Source organism: Actinoplanes sp. NBRC 103695, from assembly GCF_030269485.1.
Classification (GTDB): Bacteria; Actinomycetota; Actinomycetes; order Mycobacteriales; family Micromonosporaceae; genus Actinoplanes.
In genome coordinates this window covers 40632-63627 of sequence record NZ_BSTL01000013.1, presented here as the reverse complement: position 1 = coordinate 63627, position 22996 = coordinate 40632, and the positions used below count along the sequence as shown (strand labels likewise).

Below are 22996 nucleotides of genomic sequence, written 5' to 3'. Positions count from 1 at the left end.
CGACATGCGTATCGGAATCCTCGGCACCGGAACCTTCGCCACGGCGCTCGCCACCGGGTGGACCCGCGCCGGACATGACATCAGCATCGGCGGCCGCTCGCCCGAACGCGCGGAGGTCGCGGCCAAGGCGTCCGGGGCGCGAGCCCGGCCACTGCCCGAGGTCGCCGGGGACGCCGACGCCGTCCTGCTCTCCGTGAGCTGGGAGGGCATCGCCGACATCCTCGAGGCGGCCGGCGCGCCCACCGGGTCGCTCGCCGGCAGACCGCTCATCGATCCGACGAACGCGGTCGAGCACGGCGTCGGCGTGCTGCGGACGGAGCCCGGACGCGCGGTCGCGGATCAGGTCGCGGACCTCGCCCCCGGCGCCCACGTGGTCAAGGCGCTGCACCTGTTCCCCTCGACGCGGTGGACGGCCCCCGCGTCGTCACCGGTCACGGTCGCGATGTGCGGCGACGACCCGCGAGCGCTGACGATCGTCGGCTCGCTCGTCCGCGACCTCGGAGGCGTCCCGGCCGTGATCGGCGGCCTGAACCGGGCCCGGCAGCTGGAGGAGGTCGCCGGTTTCGTCATCGCGCTCGCCTTCGCCGGCGTCGACCCGCAGCAGGCCGTCCCCGCCGTGCCGACCGCGTAGCTCAGTCCAGGAGGCCGGTGCGGTGGGCCAGCAGCGCCGCCTGCACCCTGTTCTCGCAGGCCAGCTTCTGCAGCACCCGGCTGACGTGGGTCTTGACCGTGCTCTCGGAGATGACCAGGCGTTCGCTGATCGCGGCGTTGGACAGCCCCTGGGCCAGCAGCTTCAGCACGTCGCGTTCGCGGTCGCTGAGCTGGGCCAGGCGGGCGGTCACGTCCTCGCCGGGCGGGGTGGGGAGCAGGCGCCGGAGTTCGGTCACCGCCCGGCGGGTGGCCGGTGGCGACAGGTACATCTCGCCGGCCGCCGCCGCCCGCAGCGCCGGCTCCAACTCGTCGGCGGCCGAGCTCTTCAGGACGAAACCCGCCGCCCCGGACGCCAGCGCCTCGTCGATGTAGTCCTCCGCGCCGAACGTGGTCAGCATCAGCACCGCGGCCGACGAGCCGCGGCCGATCTCCCGGAGGGCGGCCAGGCCGTCCAGCACCGGCATCCGGATGTCCAGCAGCACGACGTCCGGGCGGTGGCGGATCGCCAGGTCACGCGCCTGCACGCCGGTGCCGGCCTCGGCCACCACCTCGATGCCGGGGATGCCGCCGAGGATGAGCCGGATGCCGCCGCGGGTGAGCGCGTCGTCGTCGGCGATCAGGACGCGCAGCGGGCGCGGGTCAGCCGACATCGTCGAGGGCCTCCTTCGAGATCAGGGTGTCGCCTTGGAAACAGAACCGGTAACCCTTGTCGGCCGCGTCGCCCCGCAGCGTGGGTGAGGCGCGGTAGGCCACACAGTCGGCGCCGGGCGATGCCGGCGGTTCGACCTTGGCCGGGTCCAGCTCGGCGGTTCGGTCCGGCAGTTTTTCGCGTACGCCCGGAGCACGGTCCCCGACGCGCAGCTCGTTGTAGGTCTTCCGGCTGACCGTGCCCTGCACGACGGCCAGCCACACGCCGCCGACGCACAGCGCCAGCACCAGCGCCGCACCCAGCCCGACGCCGATCGTCCAGGCGCGACGCCGCCGGTCGACCCGCCGCAGATCCTCGCCGAAGTCGTCCGGCGGAACCGGCCCGGCGTCACGCGGCTCGGAGGTGCGCGCGGCGCTGCCGGTCATCGTCGGCGCGGCGTTGCCGGTCGACGCCCGTGCGGCGTTGGCGATTGACGTTCGCGGCGCGTTGGCGGTCGACGTTCGCGGGGCGTTGGCGGTCGACGTTCGCGGGGCGTTGCCGGTCGACGTTCGCGGGGCGTTGGCGGTCGACGTTCGCGGGGCGTTGCCGGTCAGGGGAAGCGTGGCGGCGAGCCGGAACCCGCCGCCGGGCTCGGCACCGTGATAGAGGACGCCGCCGGCGAGCCGGACCCGCTCGGCCAGCCCGTACAGGCCCTGACCTCCGGAGACGCCGTCGTGGGGACGGCCGGGACCGTTGACCACCTCGACGATCAGGGCGTCCTCCTCGTACCGGACGGCGGCCCGGATGGCACCACCGCGAGCGTGCCGCAGCGCGTTGGTGAGGCCTTCCTGCAGCGTCCGGTACGCGGCCTGATCGATCATCGCGGGCACCTCGACCGGTTCGCCGGCGCGGACGAGTTCGGCCTTGGCGCCGGCCGACCGCGCGTGGGCGACCAGGTCGTCGACGTCGGCGAGCGTGGCACGCTGCCGGGGCTCGTCGCCGGGCGCCTCCTCGCGCAGGATCGTGACGATGTGGCCGAGTTCGTCCATCGCCGCCGTCGAGGCCGCGTGCAGCAGCCGGACCGTCTCCTCGGCCTTCTCCGGCGCCGACCGCAGCGCACCCGCGTAGAGCGAGATGAGCGTCAGCCGGTGACCGAGCGAGTCGTGCATCTCCCGGGCGATCCGGTTCGCCTCCCGCACGCGGGCCTGCTCGGCGACGATCCGCTGCTGCTCGCTGAGCTGCAGCGTCCGCTCGTGCATGAGCGTGAGGATCCGCCTGCGCTGCGCGGACATCCGGGCGAGGGTCGCCGGGAACAGAATCACCGCGACGAACATGCCGGCCGCCAGCAGGACCAGCGGCAGGTTGATCATCCCCGCCTTGACCCACCCGGCGCCGACCTGCCCGGCCAGCGCCGCGGCCAGCGCACCGGTCAGCCGCCACACACCGCTGATCCGGTACCCGGCGGCGAACGCGAGCCCGAACAGGAGCAGGAAGTCGATGCCGCCGAGCAGGGTGCCCGCGACGGACGCGACGATCAGCACGGTCGCCGGGAACCGGTGTCGCAGACCGACCAGCGCCAGGTCGAGGACGGCGAGCCCGGCCACCGCCACCGGCGGCGGATCGCCCACGGCCAGCGTCAGACCGGCCGTGACACCGGACAGCGCGACGGCCAGCCCGACCTCGTACGCGAGACGCCCCCGCCCGGCCCCGGCGATCCTCATTCCCCGACGACCCTGATCTGCTTCTTCTCGGTGAGCTTGCCGCCGGCGAAACAGAACCGGAACATCGGCCGGCCCTTGCCCTCGGTCAGCGGCTTGACCATGTAGTAGACACACGAGGCGCCGGCGGGTTTGCCCTGCTCGGTGGGGTCGTTCGTGCCGTAGAGGTCGCGCTCGTCGATGTCCTTCAGCGGCACCGGCAGCGCGTCCCGGACGGTGGTCTCCGCCCCGCCGAGCTGCTGCGTGTCGAACTCGGCCTGGGTGATCGACGACTCGGCGATGTCGGTGCCCAGGTCGTAGGCGCGGTAGGCGAACCAGCCGCCGGCGCCGCACAGGACAACGCCCACGCCCAGGACGATCGGAAGAACCTTGCGCATCTGCTGTCTCCTCGTTGCTGGCAGGTGCGTCCAGACTCGCGAGAAAGCGGCCGCGTTCCGACAGCCCGGCGATCGATCTTCGTGGTTGACCGATGGTACGAAAGTGCCGCCATCAGGGCAGGCGGGCCACAGCTCCGTAGACGGCCGCGTCGGCCGGGACCGCCCGGTCCTCGCCGTCGTCCTCGGGCCGCCACTGCGAGACCGGGACGATGCCCGGCGGCAGCAGGTCGAGGCCGTCGAAGAACCTGGCGAACTCGGCACGGGTGCGCGGCGCGGCCGGCTCGCCGCTGCGGGCGAACGCGGCGCGCAGCTCGGCGGCCCGCTCCGGCGGCAGGGCGTCCAGCGTGCCGTTCGACATGACCAGGTAGCTGCCCGGGGGCATGGCCTCGACGTAGCGCGCGACGATGCCGTACGGATCCATGTCGTCGGTGATGAAGTGCATGATGGCCACCAGCAGCAGGGCCACGGGGCGGGAGCGGTCGAGCGTACCCCAGAGATCTTTGCCGTTGAGGATCTTGTCGGGGTCGCGCAGGTCGGCGTCCACATAGGCGGTGGCGCCCGCGTCGGAGCTGGTCAGCAGGGCGCGGGCGTGGGCCAGGACCATCGGGTCGTTGTCCACGTAGACCACCCGCGACTCGGGCGCGGCATCCTGCGCGATCTCGTGCACGTTGGGGCTGGTGGGCAGGCCGGCGCCGATGTCCAGGAACTGCCGGACACCGGCGCCGCGGGCCAGCGTGGCGACCGCGCGGCGCAGGAACCTGCGATTTTCCACCGCCGCGACCCGAGCCGCCGGAAAGATCTTGGTGAGCATCTCGGCGTTCGCCCGGTCGGCCTCGAAGTTGTCCTTGCCACCGAGCAGGTAGTCATACCGCCGCGCCGGATGCATCCGGCTGGTGTCGATTCCGGGTGGAACGTCGCGGTCGCCCATGACCGGTAGATGCTACATCGTCCGGTTCACATTCGTCGCCCGTGTCAGTCCATGGTGGATGATGCGGCGCTGTTCCCACCGGATCTCGTTGCCTCCCTCGACGTCCGATCTGACGGCGGGTGTGACACTCCACCCCGGCCCCGCAGGCGATCATCGAGTCGTTGAGTGGACGGCGCGATGCCCGGCAGATCAGGCTGTCCTATCACCCGGACAACACGGCGGCCGCCCGGTTGTACGAGCGGGCCGGCTTCCGCCCGACCGGCGAAACCGAGGACGACGAGGTCGTGGTCGCCCTGATTGAGAGATCTTTCGCGGTGATGGTCTGGTCGGGGCTCGCACGGCCGGCCTCTTCTGGTGTTGTCCTTGCTGCCGCCGCTTGCGTTGGGGGTGGGATCGGGCCTGGTTGCCAGGCGGTGGGGGTGCCTACTTGCTGTTGCTGCCGCCGCTTGCGGTGGGGGTGGGATCGGGCCTGGTTGCCAGGCGGTGGGGGTGCCTACTTGCTGTTGCTGCCGCCGCTTGCGGTGGGGGTGGGATCGGGCCTGGTTGCCAGGCGGTGGGGGTGCCTACTCGCTGTCGCTGCCGCCGCTTGCGGCTGCTGCCGGACACGCAGTGGTAGATCCCAGCGCGACTGGTAGGACCGGGCGAGGGTGGTAGCCCTTGGCGGTATTCGGCCCGAAATACCGCGCTGAGCCACCACCATCCGCGCGCGTGGTAGCTCAGGGCGGTCAGCCTGGGCGGGATGGCGCTCGGTCCTACCACGGGCGAGAGAGTGGGACGGGTGGGCTGGCCGGCGGCGTCCGAGATGCCGCTCTGGGCTACCACTTTCGTGCCCGTCTACCACTTTCGTGCCCGTCTACCACTTTCGTGCCCGGCTACCACCGTGCCCGGCTACCACCGTGAGTGGCGGCAGCGACACTGAGTAGGCAGCCGGGGGCCTGGCATCCGGGCTCGACCCCACGCCCGGCGTGAGTGGCGGCAGCGACGGTGAGCAGGAACCCGGCCGGCCGGCGAGACCCACACCCGGCCGCCTGGCACCCCGGCGAAACCTCACGCATCGCGGAAAGGCAGCAGGACGGTCATGTGTTCAGCGGGCGCCGGGCGACGAAGAAGACGTGCGTGACCGGCCAGTCCAGGGGTTCGCCGTCGAGGCCGGCCAGGGCGGACACGGGCGCGAGGCGGTTGTCGACGATCCAGTCGTTGCGGATCGTGCGGCTCGCCGGGTCGATCTCGAAGCCCACGTCGGTGAGCAGTTGCTTCCAGTCGGCGAACTCCAGGCCGCAGAACTGCTCCTGCGTCTCGGACAGCCAGTTGTCCTGGTAGTCCTTGCGGGTCAGGAAGTCCATCGCGTCGGCCAGGCGGAGGATGACCGTGTCGTCGCCGTCGGTGGTGTGGGTGAACGGGAACTTGTAGTCGACGACGAAACGGTCGAAAAGGGCGCGGGTCTCGGGGTCGAAGAGGCGCAGCCGGACCGTGGCGTCCTTGTTGTCGGGACCGCAGACGTCGCTGTTGATCCACACCCCGCCGGGTGCGGTGTGGTCGTAGATGGCCTGCACGAACGCGCGGATCGACGCCGCCTGCGAACCGTAGGACCAGATTTCGTGGGTCAGCGCGAACGTCAGCGTGGTGTCGATCGACCGCGGCTCGAAGACGGCGCCGCCCAGCACGTTGCGGCGGTAGAAGTAGACGTTCTCGTTCCGGAAGACGCCCTGCGACTTCTTGTGGACGCACTCGTCGAACAGGTGCCGGGCGACCTCCACACCGATCAGGTCGCTCTCGCGCAGCGCCGGCTCGCGGTCGGCCATCTCCAGGACCGCGCCGGCCCCGCAGCCGATGTCGACGATGCGGCCGGGGCGCACGTGCTCGCTGACCAGCGCCCATTTGCGCTGTGCCGCGTCGGCGAAGGCCTCGGCGTACGTGCGGTAGTCGCGGGTGGCCGTGAGACCGCCCTCGTCGCCGACCACCGGGTCGTTCACCACGGTGCGCACCGTCTCGTCGAGGCGGTAACGCTCGTACACGTCGATCGTGGCCGGATGGGTCAGCTCACGCCAGGCCGGGTCGCCCGCGGCCAGCCGCAGCAGCACGTCCCACGGCCGTTCCGGCGCCGGGTCGTACGCCGCCTCCACCTCGTCGATCTCGAAGCCGAGCTCCCGGTACAGGGCGGCCACCGCGGGTGTCGAGCAGGCCACCACGGTGTTGTCCGGCGTGAGATCCAGCCCGGTCGCCACCGCGATGCTCTTCACCGTCACCGAGGCGAACCGGTCGGTCGGCGCGGTGTCGAAGATCGGGACGACCACCGAACGCAGGCCGGTCTGCACGCTGAACCGTTCGATCGCCGCCTCGCGCCGGTGGTACGGCACCGGGTTGCGCTTCGTGTTCTCGTGGTTGGCCGAGGTGACCGCCCACACCACGGTCCCGCCCAGCTTCGTCAGGTGCTCGGCCTGGAAGCGGGTGAGCAGGTGGTGCCGGCCAGGGAAAAGGATCACCGGTCAATGATAAAGATGGAACATGCGACGCAGACTGCTCTTCAGCGCGAGTGCCGGAGTCCTCGGCGTGACGGTTCTTTCCGCCTGCTCCGCCGAGACGCCTGAAAAGCCGAAAACGCCCGCCAGCTCTGCCGGAACAGAATGGCAGCGCGTCAACCTCTCGTTCGTGTCGGCATACCTGCTGGTCCGGGGGAGTGAGGTGGCGATCGTCGACCTGGGCACCCCGGGCTCCGAGAGCGCGATCGAGCAGGGCCTGAAGGCGGCCGGAGCCGGGTGGGACAACGTCAAGCACGTGATCCTCACCCACAAGCACGACGATCACGCCGGTGGGCTGGCCGGTGTGCAGCCCCACGTCTCCGCCACCTGGTACGCGGGCGAGGCCGACGTGTCCGGCATCCGGTCGGAGACGGCGCTGACCCCGGTCAAGGACGGCGACGAGGTGTTCGGCCTGCGGATCATCGGTACGCCGGGGCACACCGCCGGGCACGTGTCGGTCTTCGACCCGGCCAACGGTGTGCTGGTCGCCGGTGACGCCCTGCGGACGACCGACGGGCTGGCCGGCAGCGACCCGCAGTACACCGCGGACGGGAAGCAGGCGGCCGCCTCGATCAAGAAGCTGGCCGCCCTCGACATCAAACAGATCCTGCCCGGCCACGGCGACCCGTTGACCAGCGGCGCGGTGGACGCGCTCAAGAAGCTGGCCGCGTCCCTTCCGTCCTGACCAGGCGGTACCTATGTTCAAGGGGTGTGTTTCCGGCTTGCTGACGCTGTCGCCGACGTCTACGGCGACCTGCGGCTGGCGCCTGTGCTGGGCCGGCTGCTGCGGCACACCTCTCGCCTCGCCGGGTCGGCGGCGGGCAGTGTCTCGCTGATCGACGCCGCCGCGGGCCGCTACGTGAAGGCCGCCGAGCATGGCCTGTTCTGCCGGCTCGGCGACTCGTTCCCGCTCGACGAGGGCGCGACCGGGCGGGCGTTCGGCAGCCGCCGGCCGGTGCTCATCCCGGAGTACGGCCAGCTGCGTGCCGGTCACCTCGCGGGCACCGATCCGGCGCGGCGCGGCCCGGCCGCCGCGGTGCCGATCTGGTGGCGTGGCGATGTGATCGCGGTCAGCGTGACGTTCGCGCCGCGTACCGGATCGTTCTCCCGCCAGGACCTCGACGACCTGGAGACGCTGACCCAGACGGCGGCCGCGGCGATCGTCCGCAGCCGCGGCGCCGTGCCGAGCGCCGCGAAAGAGCCCAGGAACGGGTTCACCGAACGCCAGGCCGACGTGCTCGAGCTGATGCGGCACGGCCTCACCTACCGCGAGATCGCGACCCGGCTGAGCCTGTCACCGAAGACCGTGGAGAAGCACGTCGGCGCGATCCTGCGGAAGACCGGGACCTCCAACCGGACGGCCGCCGTCGTCGCGACCATGGGGGATTCACCCCATACCGTGTTCAGGTGACCATGGCTTGACTGGGCGCATGCCCGTCGTGCCGCTGAAGGAGATCCTGGACCGCGCGCTCGCCGACCGGTACGGGGTCGCCGCGTTCAACGTCGTCAACGATCTCAGCATCGAGGCGGTGCTGGCCGCGGCCGTCGAGGAACGCGCGCCGGTGATCCTGCAGACCTCGGTCAAAACCGTTCGTCAGTACGGCCGCAAGCAACTGCACGACATCGTCACCGCCCTGACCGCCGGCGTGGACGTGCCGGTCACCCTGCACCTCGATCACTGCCCGGACCGCGCGGTCATCTCCGGCTGCCTGGCCGGCGGCTGGAACTCGGTGCTGTTCGACGCGCATGAGCTGGACGTCGCCGAGAACCTGCGGCAGACCACCGAGGTGGTGGCGGAGGCCCGGCGTACCGGAGCGCATGTCGAGGGCGAGATCGAGGGGATCCAGGGCGTCGAGGACGACCTCGGTTCGGACGAGGCGTCGACGATCCAGTCGCTCGAGGTGGCGGTGGACTTCATCAAGAACACCGGGGTGGACTGCTTCGCGCCGGCCATCGGCAACGCACACGGCCAGTACCGGCAGGCGCCGACGCTGAACGCGCAACGGGTCAGCGACCTGGTCGCCGCGACCGGTGTGCCGATGGCGCTGCACGGCGGCACCGGCCTGTCCGACGAGCAGTTCACCGACCTGATCGCCCGGGGCTGCGCCAAGGTGAACATCTCGACGGCGCTGAAGGAGAGCTTCATGCAGGCGGGCCTCGCCTTCCTGAAGGAGGCCGAGGAGCGGAAGAAGTGGGATCCGCCGTCGCTGTTCCGGCACCAGAGGGCGGCCGTGATGGAGATGGCGCGGCGGCACATCCGGCTCTTCGGCGGCTCGGGGCGTGCCTGGTGACCGCCCTGATCTTCGACTGCGACGGGGTGCTCGCCGACACCGAGCGGCACGGCCATCTGCCGGCCTTCAACGCGACCTTCGAACGGTTCGGCCTGCCGGCCCACTGGAGCGAGCAGGCGTACGGCGAGAAGCTCGCCATCGGCGGCGGCAAGGAACGCATGGCCAGCCTGTTCGACGATCCCGCGTTCGCCGCGGCGGTCGGTGACGCCGACCGTACCCAACTGCTGGTGACCTGGCACCGCGCCAAGACCGTGGCGTTCAAGGAGCTCGTGGCCGAAGGCCGCGTCCCACCGCGGCCGGGCGTCGCGCGGATCATCCACGCCGCCCTCGACGCGGGCTGGACGGTGGCGGTCGCGTCGACGTCGGCCGAGGAGTCGGTGCGCGCCGTGCTGGCCAACGCCGTCTCCGAGCGGATTCCGGTCTTCGCCGGCGACGTCGTGCCGGCCAAGAAGCCCGACCCCGCGATCTACCGGCTGGCCGTCGAGCGGCTCGGCCTGAAGACCGAGGAGACCCTGGTGGTCGAGGACTCCCGCAACGGGCTCCTGGCCGCGACCGGCGCCGGGCTGCGCTGCCTGGTCACGGTCAACGACTACACCCGCGGCGAGGACTTCACCGAGGCCGCCCTGGTGGTGTCGGAACTGGGCGAACCCGGCCGCCCGCCGATCGAGGTGCTGGCGAACCGCGGCGCGGCGACCCCGGGCGACTACCTCACGCTGGACGATCTGCGCGCTCTTCTGGAGGGGCGATGAGTTTGACGCGTACGGAATGGGTGGTCCGGACCATCGCCGAGACCGCCATCGAGAACGAGAAGTACTTCGGCGACCTGGACTCCGTGGTCGGCGACGGCGACTTCGGATACTCGCTGGCCCGCGGCTTCGAGAAGCTCCTCGACGGCTGGGACGACCTGGACCGCAGCGACACCGGGACGTTCCTGAAGCGGACCGGGATGGTCATCGCCTCGCGGATCGGCGGAACGTCGGGGCCGCTGTGGGGCACCGCGTTCATGCGGGCCGGAGCCTCCGGCGGGGACGCGGTCGCGAGGCTGAGGGCGGCGATCGAGGGCATCAAGGCACGCGGGCAGTCCGACGTCGGTGACAAGACGTTGCTGGACGCGCTTGTGCCTCTGACGGACCGCCTGGAGTCGGAACTCGGCGACGGCGCGAGCGCGGAGCAGGCGATGCGGGCCGCCGCGGTGGCGGCCCGGGAAGCGGCGGACGCGACCAGCGACATGGTCGCCAAGCGGGGACGCGCGTCGTACACCGGCGAGCGGAGCAGGGGTTCGGTCGACGCCGGCGCCACAGCGGTGGCGGTCCTCGCCGAACGCATCAGCGAGACCTGGCAGAAGCAAGGAGCGGCGTCGTGAAGAAGTTCGTCAACGATCCCAAGAGTTTCGTACCCGAGATGCTGGAGGGCGTCGCCCTCGCCAACCCGGACACCCTCACCTACGTGCCCGCCTACAACCTGATCATGCGTACGGACGCACCACGCGCCGACAAGGTGTCGATCGTGCAGGGGTCCGGCTCCGGGCACGAGCCGGCGCACGTGATGGCCGTCGGCAAAGGCATGCTCGACGCCGCCTGTCCCGGAGACGTGTTCGCCGCGCCACCCATGGACTACGTGTACGAGACCGCCAAGCTGCTCGCCTCCGACAAGGGCGTCCTGCTGCTGGTGAACAACTACACCGGCGACCGGATGGCATTCGACATGGGTAAGGAGATGGCGGAGGCGGACGGCGTGCGCTGCGAGATCCTCACCATCAACGACGACGTGGCGGTGCAGGACTCCACGTGGACCGTCGGGCGCCGCGGGGTGGCCGGCAACTTCTTCGTCATCAAGGCGGTCGGTGCCGCCTCCGAACAGGGCGCCGACCTGGACGAGCTGCTGCGGATCGGCAACAAGGTCAACGACGTCACGCGCACGATGGGCGTGGCGCTGACCGCGTGCACCCCGCCGGCCAAGGGCTCGCCGCTGTTCGAGCTCGGCGCCGACGAGATGGAGTTCGGGGTGGGCATCCACGGCGAGCCCGGACGCGAACGGCGGGCGCTGGCGTCGGCCGACCAGATCGTCGACGACCTGCTCGGCGCGGTGGTGCCCGACCTGCCGTACGCGTCCGGCGACCGGGTGGCCCTGATGGTCAACGGGCTGGGCGGCACCCCGATCAGCGAGCTGTACATCCTGTTCCGGCACGCCCACCGGCGGCTCGCCGAGCAGGGCATCACGGTGGGGCGCAGCTACGTCAACGAGTACTGCACCTCGCTCGACATGGCCGGCGCCTCGATCACCCTGGTCCGCCTGGACGACGAGATCGAAGGGCTGCTGGAGGCGCCGGCCGAGGCCGCCGTCAGGGTCTTCTAGGCCGGGACGCGGCCGGCGATCTCCGGCGCGAACAGGGTCGCCGGCGGGTCGATGAGCTGGGTGACCCGGAGGAACGCGGCGGCCAGCGCCGGGTCGTCGGCCGCGGCCGTACGCAGGCGGAGCAGGAAGGCGCCGCGCTCCGGGTCGAGCATGGACCGGTCGCCGATCGCGTCCGGGAAGCGCAGGTCGTTGGCCATGACCGTGGTCCACGGCACGTCGATGACCGCGGCCGCCTCGGCGAAGAACCGGGCGGCCAGGTCGTCGGCGCCGTCCTTGAGCAGGCGGGCCAGGATGCTCGCCTCCAGCGCGGCCACCGTCATGCCCTGCCCGTAGATCGGGTTGAACGAGCACATGGCGTCGCCGGCGACCAGGAAGCCGGCCGGGAAGCGGTCGAGCCGGTCGTACCGGAACCGGGTGCTGGCCGGGTAGCGCATCTTCATCGGTTCGCCGATCGGGGTAGCGGTCCGCATGATCGTCGCGACGTCCGGGCTGTCCAGCTGCTCCGCCCACTCGATCATGCCCGCGTCGTCGGTCGGCGGGACGGCGCCGAACCAGCCGCTCACGCTGGCGATCCAGGTGTCGTTCTCCTGAGCCAGGACGAAGCCGCCCCGCAGCTTGCCCGGGTACGCGGCGATGGCCGTGCCGTACCGGCCGTCGAGGTGATGCGGCTCGCGGCGGTAGAGACGGCTCACGTACGTCAGCTGGGTCTCGATCCGCTGCTCCTCGACCTCCGGGTAGCCGAGCCGCGTCAGCCAGTGCCGCGCCCGTGAGCCGCGGCCGCCGGCGTCCACCACGAGGTCGACGTCGTCGATCCTGATCTGCTCGCCGCCGGCGGTCGCCAGGACGCCGGTGACCCGGTCGCCGGTCGGCGTCGTCACCAGGTCGGTCACCGCATGGTCGGGCCGGATCCGCACGTTGGGCAGCGCGGCCACCCGCCGGCGGATCGCGAACTCGAGCAGCGGCCGGCTGACTCCCAGCCCGATCATCCCGGACTGTCCCTGGGCCAGCGGCCGGCCGTCGACCCACCACTCCATCTCGTCCTGCACGTCGCAGGTCGGCGCGCTCAGGCCGATCAGCTCCGGGCTGAGCCCCTCGAACAGCTTGTCCATCTCCTGCCGGCCGCGCGCGAGCAGCCCGTGCACCTGGCCGCTCTGCGGCACGCCGCGCCGCGTCTCCGGGCGCTGCGGCAGCACGTCGCGGTCGAGCACGACGACCTCTTCGAACGACTCGTGCAGCGCCCGGGCGGCGAGCAGCCCTGCCAGCGAGGCGCCGACAACCACGGCCCGCCCGTTACTCGGTGTCCACATGCGGCCGAAGCTAACGCGCACCTACCGGACGAAACCAGCAGAAGAGTCGTACGCTCATCGTCCTCTGTGCGGCGAATACGAACTCTTCCGTCCCGGTGAACCGCGGGTCCGCGACGCCGTTGAACATCTAAGTCGTGTTTCAAAGCGCGCCTGGCCGGGTTTTGAAACACGACTAATCGCCGATGTCGTCCCAGTCGCCGCAGCGGCGGCAGGCGCCGCGCCAGTCGTCCGGGTCGGGGTCGTGCTCCCGGCCGGGGAGGAGTCTGCGGTGATCGCAATCGTCGCAGACCTCCTCCGCGTCACACGGGTGGTCCACGCCGATCACCGTACGGATCCGGTGCCGGATCAGCCGGTCCTCGTGGCCGCACCGCCGGCAGATCGCGACCAGCACGCACGGGTCGCCGGCCCTGGTCCGCGGACCGGGATCGTGCCGTTCGCCGCTGTCCGCGGTCTCGCCGCACGTCGTGCACCGGATGACGAAACGACAGGGATGCGAGCTCGCCTCGAAGACCGGGCCGGGGCCGGGACGCGCGCCGATGCGGATCCGCGGCACGGACGTGTGACCGACCCGGCGGCACAGCCGTCGGAAGCCGCGCGGCCACGGCCTGCCGGTGTGCCGGCGACGCCTCAGCAGTTGCCCGATTCCCATGGTCAGTCGCCGTCGTCGTCCCAGTGGCCGCACCGGCGGCACGGGTCGCCGAATTTCGGGTACGGCGGGTCGTGGGTCTCCGACAAGCCGACGTCGTGGTTGCCGCAGTCGTCGCAGATCTCGATGTGACCGCACGGGGTGACGGTCCGCCACGACGGGAGTTTGGCGCGTTCCTCGTCGGTCAGATCCTCGCCGAGCTTGATGTGGACCCGGTGCACGACCGTCGGCCTCCGATCGCCGCAGCGGCGGCAGACGTCCATCCGGACGCAGCCGGCGTTCTTCTCGCCGCTCTCGTCGTGCTCGTGGATCACGGCGGTTCGCAGCACTCGGCCGCAGACCGTGCACGAGGTCTCATAGGTGCAGGAGCCGGCGCCCGGGTATCGGCCGGCCCGCCGGTGCTGCCCGAGCAGGCACGCCGTCCGCCCGGGCGGCAGCCGCCGCAGGCACTTGTCGATCAGCGTGGTGACCAGGCCCCCGACGACGAGAAGGGCCGCGCCGCCGATGAGGTAGAGCAGCGTGGCGAGGGGTTCTCGGTACCATCGCACGCCGTCGAGTGTGGCAAGGCCGCGCGAGCCTCGGCCGGGTGCCGGTGATCAGGCTGTCCGGGACTCCAGGCGGACACGGACCACCGAGTCGATCGCACGCCCGACGTGATCCGCTGTCAAGTGCCGGGCCCGTGCGGCGTCGCCGGCCTCGATCGCGTCGACGATGGCGGCGTGGTCGGCCTCGGAGCGTTCCCGGCCGTCCTCGGTGGCCATCGACAGCCACAGCAGTGGCCCGAACTCGGCCTGCAGCCGCAGTTCCTCCTGGGTCATCCGGGCGGACCGGGTGGCCGCCGCGACCTCCGGGTGGAACTGTGCCTCGGCCCGCCCGGGCTGGGTGATCGGCGCGAAGAAGGCACGGTGAGCCAGGCTCGGCATCGTCCCTCCCCGTAACGGAACCGACCTTGTATTAATAAATATGAAGCCATATGTTTTCGCTCGTGGACACTGTTCCCGCGATCAGGCTCGCCGGTCTGCGCAAGTCGTTCGGGCCGGTCACCGCCGTGGACGGCATCGACCTGGAGATCGCCGACGGTGAGTTCTTCGCGATGCTCGGCCCGTCCGGGTCCGGCAAGACCACCGTGCTCCGGATGATCGCCGGGTTCGAACAGCCCACCGCCGGCGCCGTCGAGCTGGCCGGCGCCGACGTCACCCGGTCCGCCCCGTTCCAGCGGGACGTGACCACTGTGTTCCAGGACTACGCGCTCTTCCCGCATCTCACAGTCCGGCAGAACGTCGAGTACGGCCTGGCCGTACGCGGAAAGGGCCGGACCGAACGACGCGAGCTCGCCACCGCGGCCCTGGCCTCCGTGCGGATGGAGGCGTTCGCCGACCGGCGGCCCACCCAGCTCTCCGGCGGGCAGCGGCAACGGGTCGCGCTGGCCCGCGCGCTGGTCGTCAAGCCGCGGGTGCTGCTGCTCGACGAACCGCTCGGCGCGCTGGATCTCAAGCTGCGGCAGCAGATGCAGGTCGAGCTCAAGCAGCTGCAGCGCGACGCCGGCATCACCTTCGTCTTCGTCACCCACGACCAGGAGGAGGCGCTGACGATGAGTGACCGGATCGCGGTTTTCGACCACGGCCGGATCGCCCAGATCGGCACCCCGACGGCCGTCTACGAGCAGCCGCAGACCGAGTTCGTGGCCGGTTTCGTCGGAACGTCCACTGTGCTCGACCGTTCCGCGTCCGAGGGCGTGCTCGGCCGAAGCGGGACCTTCATGATCCGTCCTGAACGGATCCGTCTTACTCCGGCCGGCGAGGCCTCGGCCAGAGACGAGCGACACAGAACCGGAACCATCGCCGAGGTCGTCTACCTGGGCGCGACCACCAAATACCTCATCGACCTCTCCTCCGGCCACCGCATCACCGCCAGCGAGCCCAACGCGGGCAGCGTGCGGCAGCGCGGCGACCGCGTCCAGATCACCATCCGCCCCGAAGACGCCGTCCCCCTGGAGTGAGTCATGCGCAAGATTCTGGCGATAGCCGTCGTCGCGATGTTGACCGCGTGCGGCACCACCTCGGAATCCCCCACTGAGAATTCCCAGGGCTTCACCGCCCCCAAGCTGCCCATGCACGACAAGCTCGGCCCCGGCGAGGGCGCGGTGTCGATCCTGGCCTGGCCCGGGTACGCCGAGGACGGCTCCAACGACCCGAAGACCGACTGGGTCACGCCGTTCGAGAAGCAGACCGGCTGCCAGGCGACGATCAAGACGTTCGGCACCTCGGACGAGGCCGTGACGCTGATGAAGACCGGTGACTACGACGTCATCTCCGCCTCCGGCGACGCCTCGCTGCGGCTCATCGCGGCCGGTGACGTCGCACCGGTCAACACCGGCCTGGTGCCCAACTACGGCGACGTCACCGCGTTCCTCAAGGACCGGCCGTGGAACTCGGTCGGCGGCCAGATGTACGGCGTGCCGCACGGCTGGGGCGCCAACCTGCTGATGTACCGCACCGACGTGGTCAAACCGGCGCCGACCTCGTGGGCGGCCGTCTTCACCGACGCCGGCAAGTACCAGGGCAAGGTCACCGCGTACGACTCGCCGATCTACATCGCCGACGCCGCGCTGTTCCTGATGAAGACCAAGCCGGACCTGGGCATCAAGAATCCGTACGCGCTCGACGAGAAGCAGCTCGGGGCGGCCGTCGACCTGCTCAAGACGCAGAAGCCGAACGTCAGCGAGTACTGGTCGGACTACCTCAAGGAGGTGCAGTCCTTCAAGAGCGGCAACTCGGTCATCGGCACCACCTGGCAGGTCATCGTGAACACGGCGAAGGCCGAGAAGGCGCCGGTCGAGGCGATCCTGCCGGAGGAGGGCGCGACCGGCTGGTCGGACACCTGGATGGTGGCGGCGAAGGGCAAGCACCCGAACTGCGCCTACCAGTGGCTCAACTGGATCGTCAGCCCGCAGGCCAACGCGCAGGTCGCCGAGTACTTCGGTGAGGCGCCGGCCAACCAGAAGGCGTGCGCGCTGACCGCCGACAAGTCGTTCTGCGAGACGTACCACGCCGGCGACGCGAGCTACGCCGAGAAGATCTGGTACTGGAGCACACCGGTCCCGCAATGTCTCGACGGCCGCACGGATGTCCGGTGCACCGACTACGCCGCATGGACCCGGGCCTGGACCGAGATCAAGGGCTGAGACCTCCTATGCGTACGGTGTCAGCACGCTCCCGCCTCTCGAGCTGGCTCACCCGCACGCCCCGGGCGCGGCTCGCGCTGCTGCTGAGCGCGCCGCTGCTCTGGCTCGGGCTGGCGTACATCGGGGCGCTGGCGGCGCTGCTGATCACCGCACTGTGGAGCACCAACGCGTTCACCGGCCAGATCGAACGCGTCTGGACGCTGGACAACATCCGGATCGTGCTCACCGACCCGGTCTACCGAGCCGTCACGTTCCGCACGATCGGGGTGGCCGTGCTGGTCACCCTGATCGACGCGGCGCTCGCCCTGCCGGTGGCGTTCTTCATGGCCAAGGTGGCGTCGCCACGCTGGCGCCCGCTGCTGGTGGCCGCCATCCTGTTGCCGTTGTGGGCGTCCTACCTGGTCAAGGCGTACGCGTGGCGCAGCATGTTCGGCGGCGGCGGCCTGATCGACTGGCTGGGCGCGCCGTTCGGCATCACTTCGCCGGGGTACGGGCTGACGGCCACCGTGTGCACGCTGGCGTACCTCTGGTTCCCGTACATGGTCCTGCCGATCTTCGCGGGCCTGGACCGCCTGCCCGGTTCGCTGCTGGAGGCGGCCGGTGACCTCGGGGCCCGGCCCGGGCGCATCCTGCGCACCGTGGTCCTGCCGATGGTCTTCCCGGCCGTGGTCGCCGGTTCGATCTTCACGTTCTCGCTGACCCTCGGCGACTACGTGGCCGTGGAGATCGTCGGAGGCACCAAGCAGTTCCTCGGCAACCTGGTCTACGACAACATCGGCGCCGCCAGCAACCAGCCCTTGGCGGCCGCCGTCGGACTCGTACCCGTGGTCGTCATGATCGTGTATTTGTCCCTGTCCCGTCGCGCCGGCGCGTTGGAGCACCTCTGATGTTCCTCACCAAGGGCATGCGGGTCGGGCTGCGGATCGCCACCGGCGTGGTCCTGGCCGTGCTCTACGTCCCGCTGATCGTGGTGCTGATCAACTCGGTGAACGCCGACCGCGCGTTCGGCTGGCCGCCGTCCGGCTTCACGCTCGGCTGGTGGTCGCGGGCGGCACACAACGCCGGTGCGCTCGACGCCCTGCGGACGTCGGTCGTGGTCGGCCTGCTCGCCACCGTGCTCGCGCTGATCCTCGGCACCCTGGCCGCGATGTCGTTGCAGCGCTACAGATTCTTCGGCCGGGACGCGGTGTCGCTGCTGGTGATCCTGCCGATCGCCCTGCCCGGCATCGTCACCGGCATCGCGCTGAACAACGCCTTCCGCACCGTCCTCGGCGTCCCGCTGTCGCTGTGGACGCTGGTGGTCGCGCACGCCACCTTCTGCATCGTGGTGGTCTTCAACAACGTGATCGCCCGGCTCCGCCGGATGGGCGGCGACCTCGAGGAGGCGTCGATGGACCTGGGCGCCGACAGCTTCACCACGTTCTGGCGGGTGACCTTCCCGGCCATGCGCTCGGCCCTGCTGGCGGGCGGCCTGCTGGCGTTCGCGCTGAGCTTCGACGAGATCATCGTCACCCGCTTCACCGCCGGTCAGGGCACCACGACCCTGCCGATCTGGATCCTCGACAACCTCTTCCGCCCCAACCAGGCCCCGGTGGTCAACGTGGTCGCCACGGTCCTGGTCCTGCTGTCGATCGTCCCGATCTACATCGCCCAGCGCCTGGCCGGCGACCCCTCCGGCGGCCGCGTCTAGGGCGCCGGCGCGACCGCTGGCTTCTCCGTCCCACAGGCGGCCGTGGCGAAGCCGAGCAGGGCGGCGAGAGCAGCGGCGAACGGCCGCCGCATCATGGTGAGCCCCTCATGTGTTGAGCTGGGTGTAGACGATGTCGGTGATCGGCCGGAGCTCCTTGGCGGATGGCTTCGCCGCCGTCTCGGGGCTGCCGTACTCGAAGGTCATGGTCCATTCCCCGGCCGGGGAGTCCGGCACTGCCGGCATCTCCCAGACGATCGCGGCGGCCCGGCCCTCGGCGTCCAGCTTCACGTTGTACGGGATCTTCGTCCCGGCGCCCGTGGGCAGGCCGGTGAAGGCCATGCGCGCGACCAACCCGTTGCCCGTGCTGACGGAGCTTCCGTCCAGCGGAGCGCCTTCATCGTCGTCTTAGGGTACGCCCGAGCGGGGTCGCCCGGCGGACGTCCACTGTGGGGGCGGTCGGGCGGCGCACCATGGTGGCCTCCCGGGGGATGTCGGATCAGCCGCGGGAGCCTGGTCGGAAGGCCGCTCACCTGTCACGGTGGTCGGATGAGCCGGGTCGAGATCGTGGTGGGGGACCTTTTCGACAGCGACGCGCCGATGCTCGTCGTCCCGTGCGGTGTCGACGGCTCGATATCCGCGCGTGTGCGCGACCGGGTCTGGGCACTCGGCGTACGGCCGCCGGAGGTCCGCGAGTACGTTCCGGGCTCCCTGGCGCCGGTCACCGCGCAGGACGGTCGGATTCTGCTGTTCGCCATGGCCGCGGAGCCGAGGTCGCGGCTCAATCAGGACAGGGTTCTGGCGCAGACCGCGGAGGAGATCGGGAAGCAGGCCGCCACGGCCGGCTCGGTGGTCGCGGTGCCGCTGCTCGGTACCGGGGCCGGCGGTCTCGAGCCGGAAGAGTCGTTCCGGGTGCTGACCAGCGGTTTCGCCAAGACTGCCGATCCGGATGCCACGCTGCGGGTGCACGTGCTGACCGACGACCTCGCCGACCGGCTGAGTCCGCCGGAGAGCCGGCCCTACAGCGGCGCGCTCACCGCGTTTCTGGCGACGCTGGCCGACGCCGGGCCGCTGCGCGCCGGGGCGGTGATCGCGGCGGCCGACGGACTGCCCGATCTCGACGACGCGGGACCGGTCCGTGACCTCGACGGCCACCTCGCGGTGGTGCGGCAACGCTGGTCGGCGCCTCGGCTGGACGTGCACCACCTGGTGCTGGGGCTCGCCCTGGATGACGATCTCGACTGGCTGCTGCTGAGATCCGGATACGTGCTCAGGCTGGGTGCCGGTTCTGCTTGGGACCAGCTCAGCGACGCGGGCCGGCGGCTCGCCGAGGACCGGCCACTGCTCGCCAGCGCGCTCGGTGCGCCCGCCGAGTGGTCGGCGGAGCTGTCCGGCCCGATCACCGCTCTGGCGTTCGGGCCGCGCGTCGACCGGATCGCGGCCCTCGTCGGCACCGTGGTGTACGACGTCGGCGCGGACGGGAGGACCCGCCGCGTCGGCAGCGTGGACGGCGAGGTCGTCCACCTCGGATGGGACCGCGACGGCATCCTCGCCCTCCGCTTCGACGGCGACGACGCCGACATCGTCCGGGTCGACACCGGCGCGGTGGAGGGCCGCGTCCCGGGCATGAGGAGTGGGCTCCTGGCCGGTGGGTTTCCGGCATGGCTGATCGGGGAGAGCGGCGCGGCCCGGTGGTGGGGCTCGACGCAGCCGGTCGAGTTGCTCGTTCCCGGGGCCGTCGCCGTGCTCGCCGCCGAGGGTTCGGGACGCCGGGCGTTGATCGAGGTCGACGACGAGGCGGTCCTCATCAGCACGCTGACCGATGACCTGTCCGCGGACGGCACAATCCCGGCGATCGTCGCTCGAATGCCGCGGCCGCGCGGCCGCTGTGTCCTGATGTCGGTCGGGCGGCACGTAGCGCTCGCGGCGTCGGACGGCAGCGCCGTCATCATCACCGAGCCCGGCCGGGAAACGATCGCGGTCATCGACGAACACGAGCCGATCGACGTGCTCGCGGCGAACCGGGACGGCCACTTCCTGGCCACCGCGTGCGGGTCGACCGTGTCGGTGTGGCCGGTGGGCAAGACGCGGCCGGTCGCGCAGAGCATCGCCGGGTACGAGCCGGACTCCCGGGACAGCGGCGACCTGCTCGAAGCCGAACGGGACGCGCAGGCCCTCGCCGCGCTGATCGCCTCGGAGAAGCTCCGGCCGCCGCTGGCGATCGGCCTGTTCGGCGAGTGGGGTTCCGGCAAGACGTTCGTGCTGCGGCGGCTGCTCGGGGCGCTGGACCAGTTCGCCGGCGTCGAGGGCTACCTGAACGAGGTCCAGGTGGTCGAGTTCAACGCCTGGCACTACGCCGAGACGAACCTGTGGGCCAGCCTGGTCGACCAGGTTCTCCGCCGGATCACCTCGCGGCCTGACGTGGTCGACGAGATGCCGCACGTGGCCCGGGCCGAACAGCAGGTCGGCGCCGCGGAGGCGGAGGAGGATCGCCGCCGGTCGGTGCTCGAGGATGCCGCCCGGGCCGAGCGGGCGGCGAAGTCACGTCGCACCCGGCAGCGTCTCACCCTCGTGGGCGCCGTCGCGGTGGTCGCGGCCGGTGTGGTCGTCACCGTCGTCGCCGGTGTTGGCGTGTGGCCCGCCATCGTGGCCGGGCTGGCCGCGGCGGCCGGTGTCGTGGCGCAGGTGAAGTCCGCCCACGACCAGGCCGTGCAGGCGGCCGCGGCCGGTCGGAACGCGGCCGGCGCCCTCGACCTGCGGGCCGCCGGACGGCTGGCGCGGGCGGCTGAGGCGGAGCGGGAGGAGGCCGAGCGGGGCGTCCGCGTGGCCGAGGCGAACACCGAACGGCTCAAGGCCGAGCAGGCCGAGCTGCGGAAACAGGCCGAGGCCGACCCACTCGAGATGGTCCTGCGGCAGGCCGCCGAGGTCACCGAGTACCGCGAGCAGCTCAGCCTGGTCACCCGCACCCGAAAGCTGTTCCAGGGGATCGACAAGGGTTTCGTGCAGGGTCGGCGCCGGGTCGTACTGGCCATCGACGACCTGGACCGCTGCCCGGCCGAGAAGGTGGTCGAGGTGCTCGAGGCGGTGCACCTGCTGTTCAGCTTCGAGATGTTCGTGGTGGTGCTGGCCGTCGACACCCGCTGGCTGGAACAGTCTCTGAAGATCCGTTACCACCAGTTGCTCGGCGACTCCGGCTCGGCCGAACCCGCCGACTACCTGGAGAAGATCATCCAGATTCCGGTACGGCTGACACCGCTCACCGAGGGCCTGGTCCGGCAGATGATCACCGGCCTGACCGGCAGTTACGCCGAGCCTCCGTCCGCGCCTGTCCCGGCCGTGCCGGCTGTCGCAGCTCCGGTGCGGCCGGTCGAGACCTCGAAGGCACCGCAGCGGCGCCCCGCCCGGATGACACGGACCAGATTTCCGGCGCGGCTGCTGGAGACGACCGGCGACGAGGCGGCCGCCCTGTCCGCGGTGGCGCCGCTGGTGGTCCGCACACCGCGCACCGTCAAACGTTTCGTCAACACGTACCAGATCCTCAAGGCCCGGACGAAGGACCCGGCGGAGTTCCACCATGCCCGCGGCGGGATCGGCGACCACGAGGTGGTCGCGTTCCTGCTCGCGGTGGTGACCGGCCAGCCCGCTGCCGCGGTGCTGATCAAGGCTCTGCGTACGGATCGACCGTACGCCACGATGGCCGCCTTGCTCGCCGAGGTGCCGGAGCCGGGCCTCGACCCGATCCGCCGCTGGCTGGAGGCGAACCCGCGCTACGGCAATGCGCCCAGCCACCGCTTCGCCGAGTGGGCACCCGAGGTGGCCCGCTTCTCCTTCGTCGCCCTCACCTGAGCCCGCCTACAGCTCCAACAGGAAGCGCTGGAAACTCGGCGACGCCTTTCGGACATCGGGCCCGGAGAGTGCCGGCTGCGGCTTGACGGTCCCGTACTCGTCGAAGGTGAACACCCACCGGCCGGCCTTGTGCTCCAGGCTCGCCGGAATGTCGACGATCAGCTTGAGGATGCGTCCCTGGTCGTCCAGGACGGCGGTGAACGGGATCGCGTAGCCGCTGATCATGCTCCGGAACGTCTTCCGCCCGATCAGCGGGTCCTCCGTGCCCAGCTTCGTACCGTCGATCTTGCCCTTGATCGTCTCGGCGTCGCCCGTCGCCGCGGTGACGCCGGCGAGAAGCCGCTTCATGCCCAGGGGATCGGGGTTCTCCGGGTAGACGATGTAGTCGCTGAGCCCGGCATCCTTGACACCGAGGCGGTACCAGTGTTTGCCGCTGAAGACTTCCTTCGCCTCGCCGGACTGGCCGCGCAGCATGGCCTTGGTGAAGCGGATCTTGATGAAGTTGCTGCCGGCGGCGACCCGGATCTGGACAGGGAACGTGTCGTCGTCGTCCTTGACGGAGATCTGGAAGTCGGCGCTCCTGCTCGGCGCGTGGACCAGGACATGCGAGGTGCTGCCGTCGGGCGCGTCCACGTAGTAGCCGTAGACGCCCGCCTCGATGCCCGAGGCCGCGGCGGCCATGGTCTTCACCGGATCGAAGGGTGCGCTGGGCGAGGAGGACGGGGCGGGAGACGGGTTCGGTGTGCTGCATGCGGCGAGCGGCAGGAGCAGCAGGGCGGCAAGGGTGCGGCGCGGAATCACCGCGGCATCCTAGGGAACTCCCGCCCGGGGTCGCCGGGCGGGAGTCCACTGTGGGGAT

The 22996-nt window shown here is 71.0% G+C and carries 23 protein-coding genes; 12 read left to right on the top strand and 11 right to left on the bottom strand.

What is annotated here, in order from left to right:
• The first annotated feature begins 4 nt into the window (after positions 1–4).
• Complete coding sequence (locus QSK31_RS23800) at positions 5–631, top strand: NADPH-dependent F420 reductase (protein ID WP_285686510.1); 627 nt, start codon at positions 5–7, stop codon at positions 629–631.
• Position 632: 1 nt separating this feature from the next.
• Here QSK31_RS23800 and QSK31_RS23795 read toward each other — a convergent pair whose 3' ends face one another.
• The 5 genes from QSK31_RS23795 to QSK31_RS23775 all read right to left on the bottom strand — a co-directional run bounded on the left by QSK31_RS23795 (position 633) and on the right by QSK31_RS23775 (position 6785).
• Positions 633–1301, bottom strand: a complete 669-nt coding sequence (locus tag QSK31_RS23795; RefSeq protein ID WP_285686509.1) for a response regulator — start codon at positions 1299–1301, stop codon at positions 633–635.
• Complete coding sequence (locus QSK31_RS23790) at positions 1291–3000, bottom strand: sensor histidine kinase (RefSeq protein WP_285686508.1); 1710 nt, start codon at positions 2998–3000, stop codon at positions 1291–1293. The genes QSK31_RS23795 and QSK31_RS23790 overlap by 11 nt, the downstream gene beginning before the upstream one ends.
• Positions 2997–3374: a hypothetical protein gene (locus QSK31_RS23785; RefSeq protein WP_285686507.1), complete on the bottom strand. Its 378-nt coding sequence runs from the start codon at positions 3372–3374 to the stop codon at positions 2997–2999. Before QSK31_RS23785 ends, QSK31_RS23790 begins: the two co-directional genes overlap by 4 nt.
• Before the next feature lie 112 nt (positions 3375–3486).
• The gene (locus QSK31_RS23780) at positions 3487–4302 is read right to left on the bottom strand and encodes an SAM-dependent methyltransferase (RefSeq protein ID WP_285686506.1); all 816 of its coding nucleotides are present in this window, start codon (positions 4300–4302) and stop codon (positions 3487–3489) included.
• Positions 4303–5378: 1076 nt separating this feature from the next.
• Entirely contained in the window at positions 5379–6785 is a 1407-nt protein-coding gene (locus QSK31_RS23775; protein ID WP_285686505.1) for a class I SAM-dependent methyltransferase, read from the bottom strand.
• A 22-nt stretch (positions 6786–6807) separates the two neighbouring features.
• Between QSK31_RS23775 and QSK31_RS23770 the strand changes: the two genes are divergently transcribed.
• Genes QSK31_RS23770 through dhaK form a run of 6 tightly spaced genes read left to right on the top strand, consistent with a single transcriptional unit; the run spans position 6808 to position 11467 of the window.
• Complete coding sequence (locus tag QSK31_RS23770; protein WP_285686504.1) at positions 6808–7506, top strand: MBL fold metallo-hydrolase; 699 nt, start codon at positions 6808–6810, stop codon at positions 7504–7506.
• A gap of 24 nt (positions 7507–7530) precedes the next feature.
• A complete protein-coding gene (locus QSK31_RS23765; RefSeq protein ID WP_285686503.1) occupies positions 7531–8232 on the top strand; it encodes a helix-turn-helix transcriptional regulator in 702 nt (233 codons plus the stop codon).
• Between the two features lie 19 nt (positions 8233–8251).
• Positions 8252–9112: a class II fructose-bisphosphate aldolase gene (locus QSK31_RS23760; protein ID WP_285686502.1), complete on the top strand. Its 861-nt coding sequence runs from the start codon at positions 8252–8254 to the stop codon at positions 9110–9112.
• Positions 9109–9861, top strand: a complete 753-nt coding sequence (locus tag QSK31_RS23755; RefSeq protein WP_285686501.1) for an HAD-IA family hydrolase — start codon at positions 9109–9111, stop codon at positions 9859–9861. The genes QSK31_RS23760 and QSK31_RS23755 overlap by 4 nt, the downstream gene beginning before the upstream one ends.
• On the top strand, positions 9858–10475 hold the full coding sequence (gene dhaL / locus QSK31_RS23750; protein ID WP_285686500.1) for a dihydroxyacetone kinase subunit DhaL: 618 nt from the start codon (positions 9858–9860) through the stop codon (positions 10473–10475). The genes QSK31_RS23755 and dhaL overlap by 4 nt, the downstream gene beginning before the upstream one ends.
• Positions 10472–11467, top strand: a complete 996-nt coding sequence (dhaK, locus tag QSK31_RS23745) for a dihydroxyacetone kinase subunit DhaK (RefSeq protein ID WP_285686499.1) — start codon at positions 10472–10474, stop codon at positions 11465–11467. The genes dhaL and dhaK overlap by 4 nt, the downstream gene beginning before the upstream one ends.
• On the opposite strand, the gene QSK31_RS23740 is transcribed toward dhaK, so the two are convergent.
• The 4 genes from QSK31_RS23740 to QSK31_RS23725 all read right to left on the bottom strand — a co-directional run bounded on the left by QSK31_RS23740 (position 11464) and on the right by QSK31_RS23725 (position 14343).
• Complete coding sequence (locus QSK31_RS23740) at positions 11464–12774, bottom strand: FAD-dependent oxidoreductase (RefSeq protein WP_285686498.1); 1311 nt, start codon at positions 12772–12774, stop codon at positions 11464–11466. The two genes, dhaK and QSK31_RS23740, sit on opposite strands and share 4 nt — an antisense overlap.
• Positions 12775–12946: 172 nt before the next feature.
• Positions 12947–13423, bottom strand: a complete 477-nt coding sequence (locus QSK31_RS23735) for a hypothetical protein (RefSeq protein WP_285686497.1) — start codon at positions 13421–13423, stop codon at positions 12947–12949.
• A 2-nt stretch (positions 13424–13425) separates the two neighbouring features.
• The gene (locus QSK31_RS23730; RefSeq protein WP_285686496.1) at positions 13426–13968 is read right to left on the bottom strand and encodes a hypothetical protein; all 543 of its coding nucleotides are present in this window, start codon (positions 13966–13968) and stop codon (positions 13426–13428) included.
• 48 nt (positions 13969–14016) lie between these two features.
• Positions 14017–14343, bottom strand: a complete 327-nt coding sequence (locus QSK31_RS23725; protein WP_285686495.1) for an FCD domain-containing protein — start codon at positions 14341–14343, stop codon at positions 14017–14019.
• A gap of 62 nt (positions 14344–14405) precedes the next feature.
• Between QSK31_RS23725 and QSK31_RS23720 the strand changes: the two genes are divergently transcribed.
• From QSK31_RS23720 to QSK31_RS23705, 4 genes are read left to right on the top strand one after another with little or no spacing between them, the layout of a single operon-like run.
• The gene (locus QSK31_RS23720; protein WP_285686494.1) at positions 14406–15419 is read left to right on the top strand and encodes an ABC transporter ATP-binding protein; all 1014 of its coding nucleotides are present in this window, start codon (positions 14406–14408) and stop codon (positions 15417–15419) included.
• 3 nt (positions 15420–15422) lie between these two features.
• The gene (locus QSK31_RS23715) at positions 15423–16604 is read left to right on the top strand and encodes an ABC transporter substrate-binding protein (protein WP_285686493.1); all 1182 of its coding nucleotides are present in this window, start codon (positions 15423–15425) and stop codon (positions 16602–16604) included.
• A gap of 17 nt (positions 16605–16621) precedes the next feature.
• The gene (locus tag QSK31_RS23710) at positions 16622–17491 is read left to right on the top strand and encodes an ABC transporter permease (RefSeq protein WP_285686492.1); all 870 of its coding nucleotides are present in this window, start codon (positions 16622–16624) and stop codon (positions 17489–17491) included.
• On the top strand, positions 17491–18294 hold the full coding sequence (locus tag QSK31_RS23705) for an ABC transporter permease (RefSeq protein ID WP_285686491.1): 804 nt from the start codon (positions 17491–17493) through the stop codon (positions 18292–18294). Before QSK31_RS23710 ends, QSK31_RS23705 begins: the two co-directional genes overlap by 1 nt.
• 105 nt (positions 18295–18399) lie before the next feature.
• On the opposite strand, the gene QSK31_RS23700 is transcribed toward QSK31_RS23705, so the two are convergent.
• Positions 18400–18633 (bottom strand): hypothetical protein, encoded by a 234-nt coding sequence (locus tag QSK31_RS23700; RefSeq protein ID WP_285686490.1) that lies wholly within the window; start codon positions 18631–18633, stop codon positions 18400–18402.
• Positions 18634–18840: 207 nt separating this feature from the next.
• Here QSK31_RS23700 and QSK31_RS23695 point away from each other — a divergent pair, with 207 nt between their 5' ends.
• Entirely contained in the window at positions 18841–22137 is a 3297-nt protein-coding gene (locus tag QSK31_RS23695) for a KAP family P-loop NTPase fold protein (RefSeq protein ID WP_285686489.1), read from the top strand.
• A 6-nt stretch (positions 22138–22143) separates the two neighbouring features.
• Here the strand turns inward: QSK31_RS23695 and QSK31_RS23690 are convergent, their stop codons facing one another.
• A complete protein-coding gene (locus QSK31_RS23690) occupies positions 22144–22938 on the bottom strand; it encodes a hypothetical protein (RefSeq protein ID WP_285686488.1) in 795 nt (264 codons plus the stop codon).
• Between the last annotated feature and the right edge of the window lie 58 nt (positions 22939–22996).

Bases quoted from the DNA above. Each gene is read 5' to 3' on its own strand.
- QSK31_RS23790 (WP_285686508.1), bottom strand. From the start codon at position 3,000: ATGAGGATCGCCGGGGCCGGGCGGGGGCGTCTCGCGTACGAGGTCGGG.
- QSK31_RS23780 (WP_285686506.1), bottom strand. From the start codon at position 4,302: ATGGGCGACCGCGACGTTCCACCCGGAATCGACACCAGCCGGATGCAT.
- QSK31_RS23785 (WP_285686507.1), bottom strand. From the start codon at position 3,374: ATGCGCAAGGTTCTTCCGATCGTCCTGGGCGTGGGCGTTGTCCTGTGC.
- QSK31_RS23715 (WP_285686493.1), top strand. From the start codon at position 15,423: ATGCGCAAGATTCTGGCGATAGCCGTCGTCGCGATGTTGACCGCGTGC.
- QSK31_RS23770 (WP_285686504.1), top strand. From the start codon at position 6,808: ATGCGACGCAGACTGCTCTTCAGCGCGAGTGCCGGAGTCCTCGGCGTG.
- QSK31_RS23740 (WP_285686498.1), bottom strand. From the start codon at position 12,774: ATGTGGACACCGAGTAACGGGCGGGCCGTGGTTGTCGGCGCCTCGCTG.
- QSK31_RS23795 (WP_285686509.1), bottom strand. From the start codon at position 1,301: ATGTCGGCTGACCCGCGCCCGCTGCGCGTCCTGATCGCCGACGACGAC.
- QSK31_RS23800 (WP_285686510.1), top strand. From the start codon at position 5: ATGCGTATCGGAATCCTCGGCACCGGAACCTTCGCCACGGCGCTCGCC.
- QSK31_RS23705 (WP_285686491.1), top strand. From the start codon at position 17,491: ATGTTCCTCACCAAGGGCATGCGGGTCGGGCTGCGGATCGCCACCGGC.
- QSK31_RS23760 (WP_285686502.1), top strand. From the start codon at position 8,252: ATGCCCGTCGTGCCGCTGAAGGAGATCCTGGACCGCGCGCTCGCCGAC.
- QSK31_RS23700 (WP_285686490.1), bottom strand. From the start codon at position 18,633: ATGGCCTTCACCGGCCTGCCCACGGGCGCCGGGACGAAGATCCCGTAC.
- QSK31_RS23725 (WP_285686495.1), bottom strand. From the start codon at position 14,343: ATGCCGAGCCTGGCTCACCGTGCCTTCTTCGCGCCGATCACCCAGCCC.
- QSK31_RS23695 (WP_285686489.1), top strand. From the start codon at position 18,841: ATGAGCCGGGTCGAGATCGTGGTGGGGGACCTTTTCGACAGCGACGCG.
- dhaL (WP_285686500.1), top strand. From the start codon at position 9,858: ATGAGTTTGACGCGTACGGAATGGGTGGTCCGGACCATCGCCGAGACC.
- QSK31_RS23735 (WP_285686497.1), bottom strand. From the start codon at position 13,423: ATGGGAATCGGGCAACTGCTGAGGCGTCGCCGGCACACCGGCAGGCCG.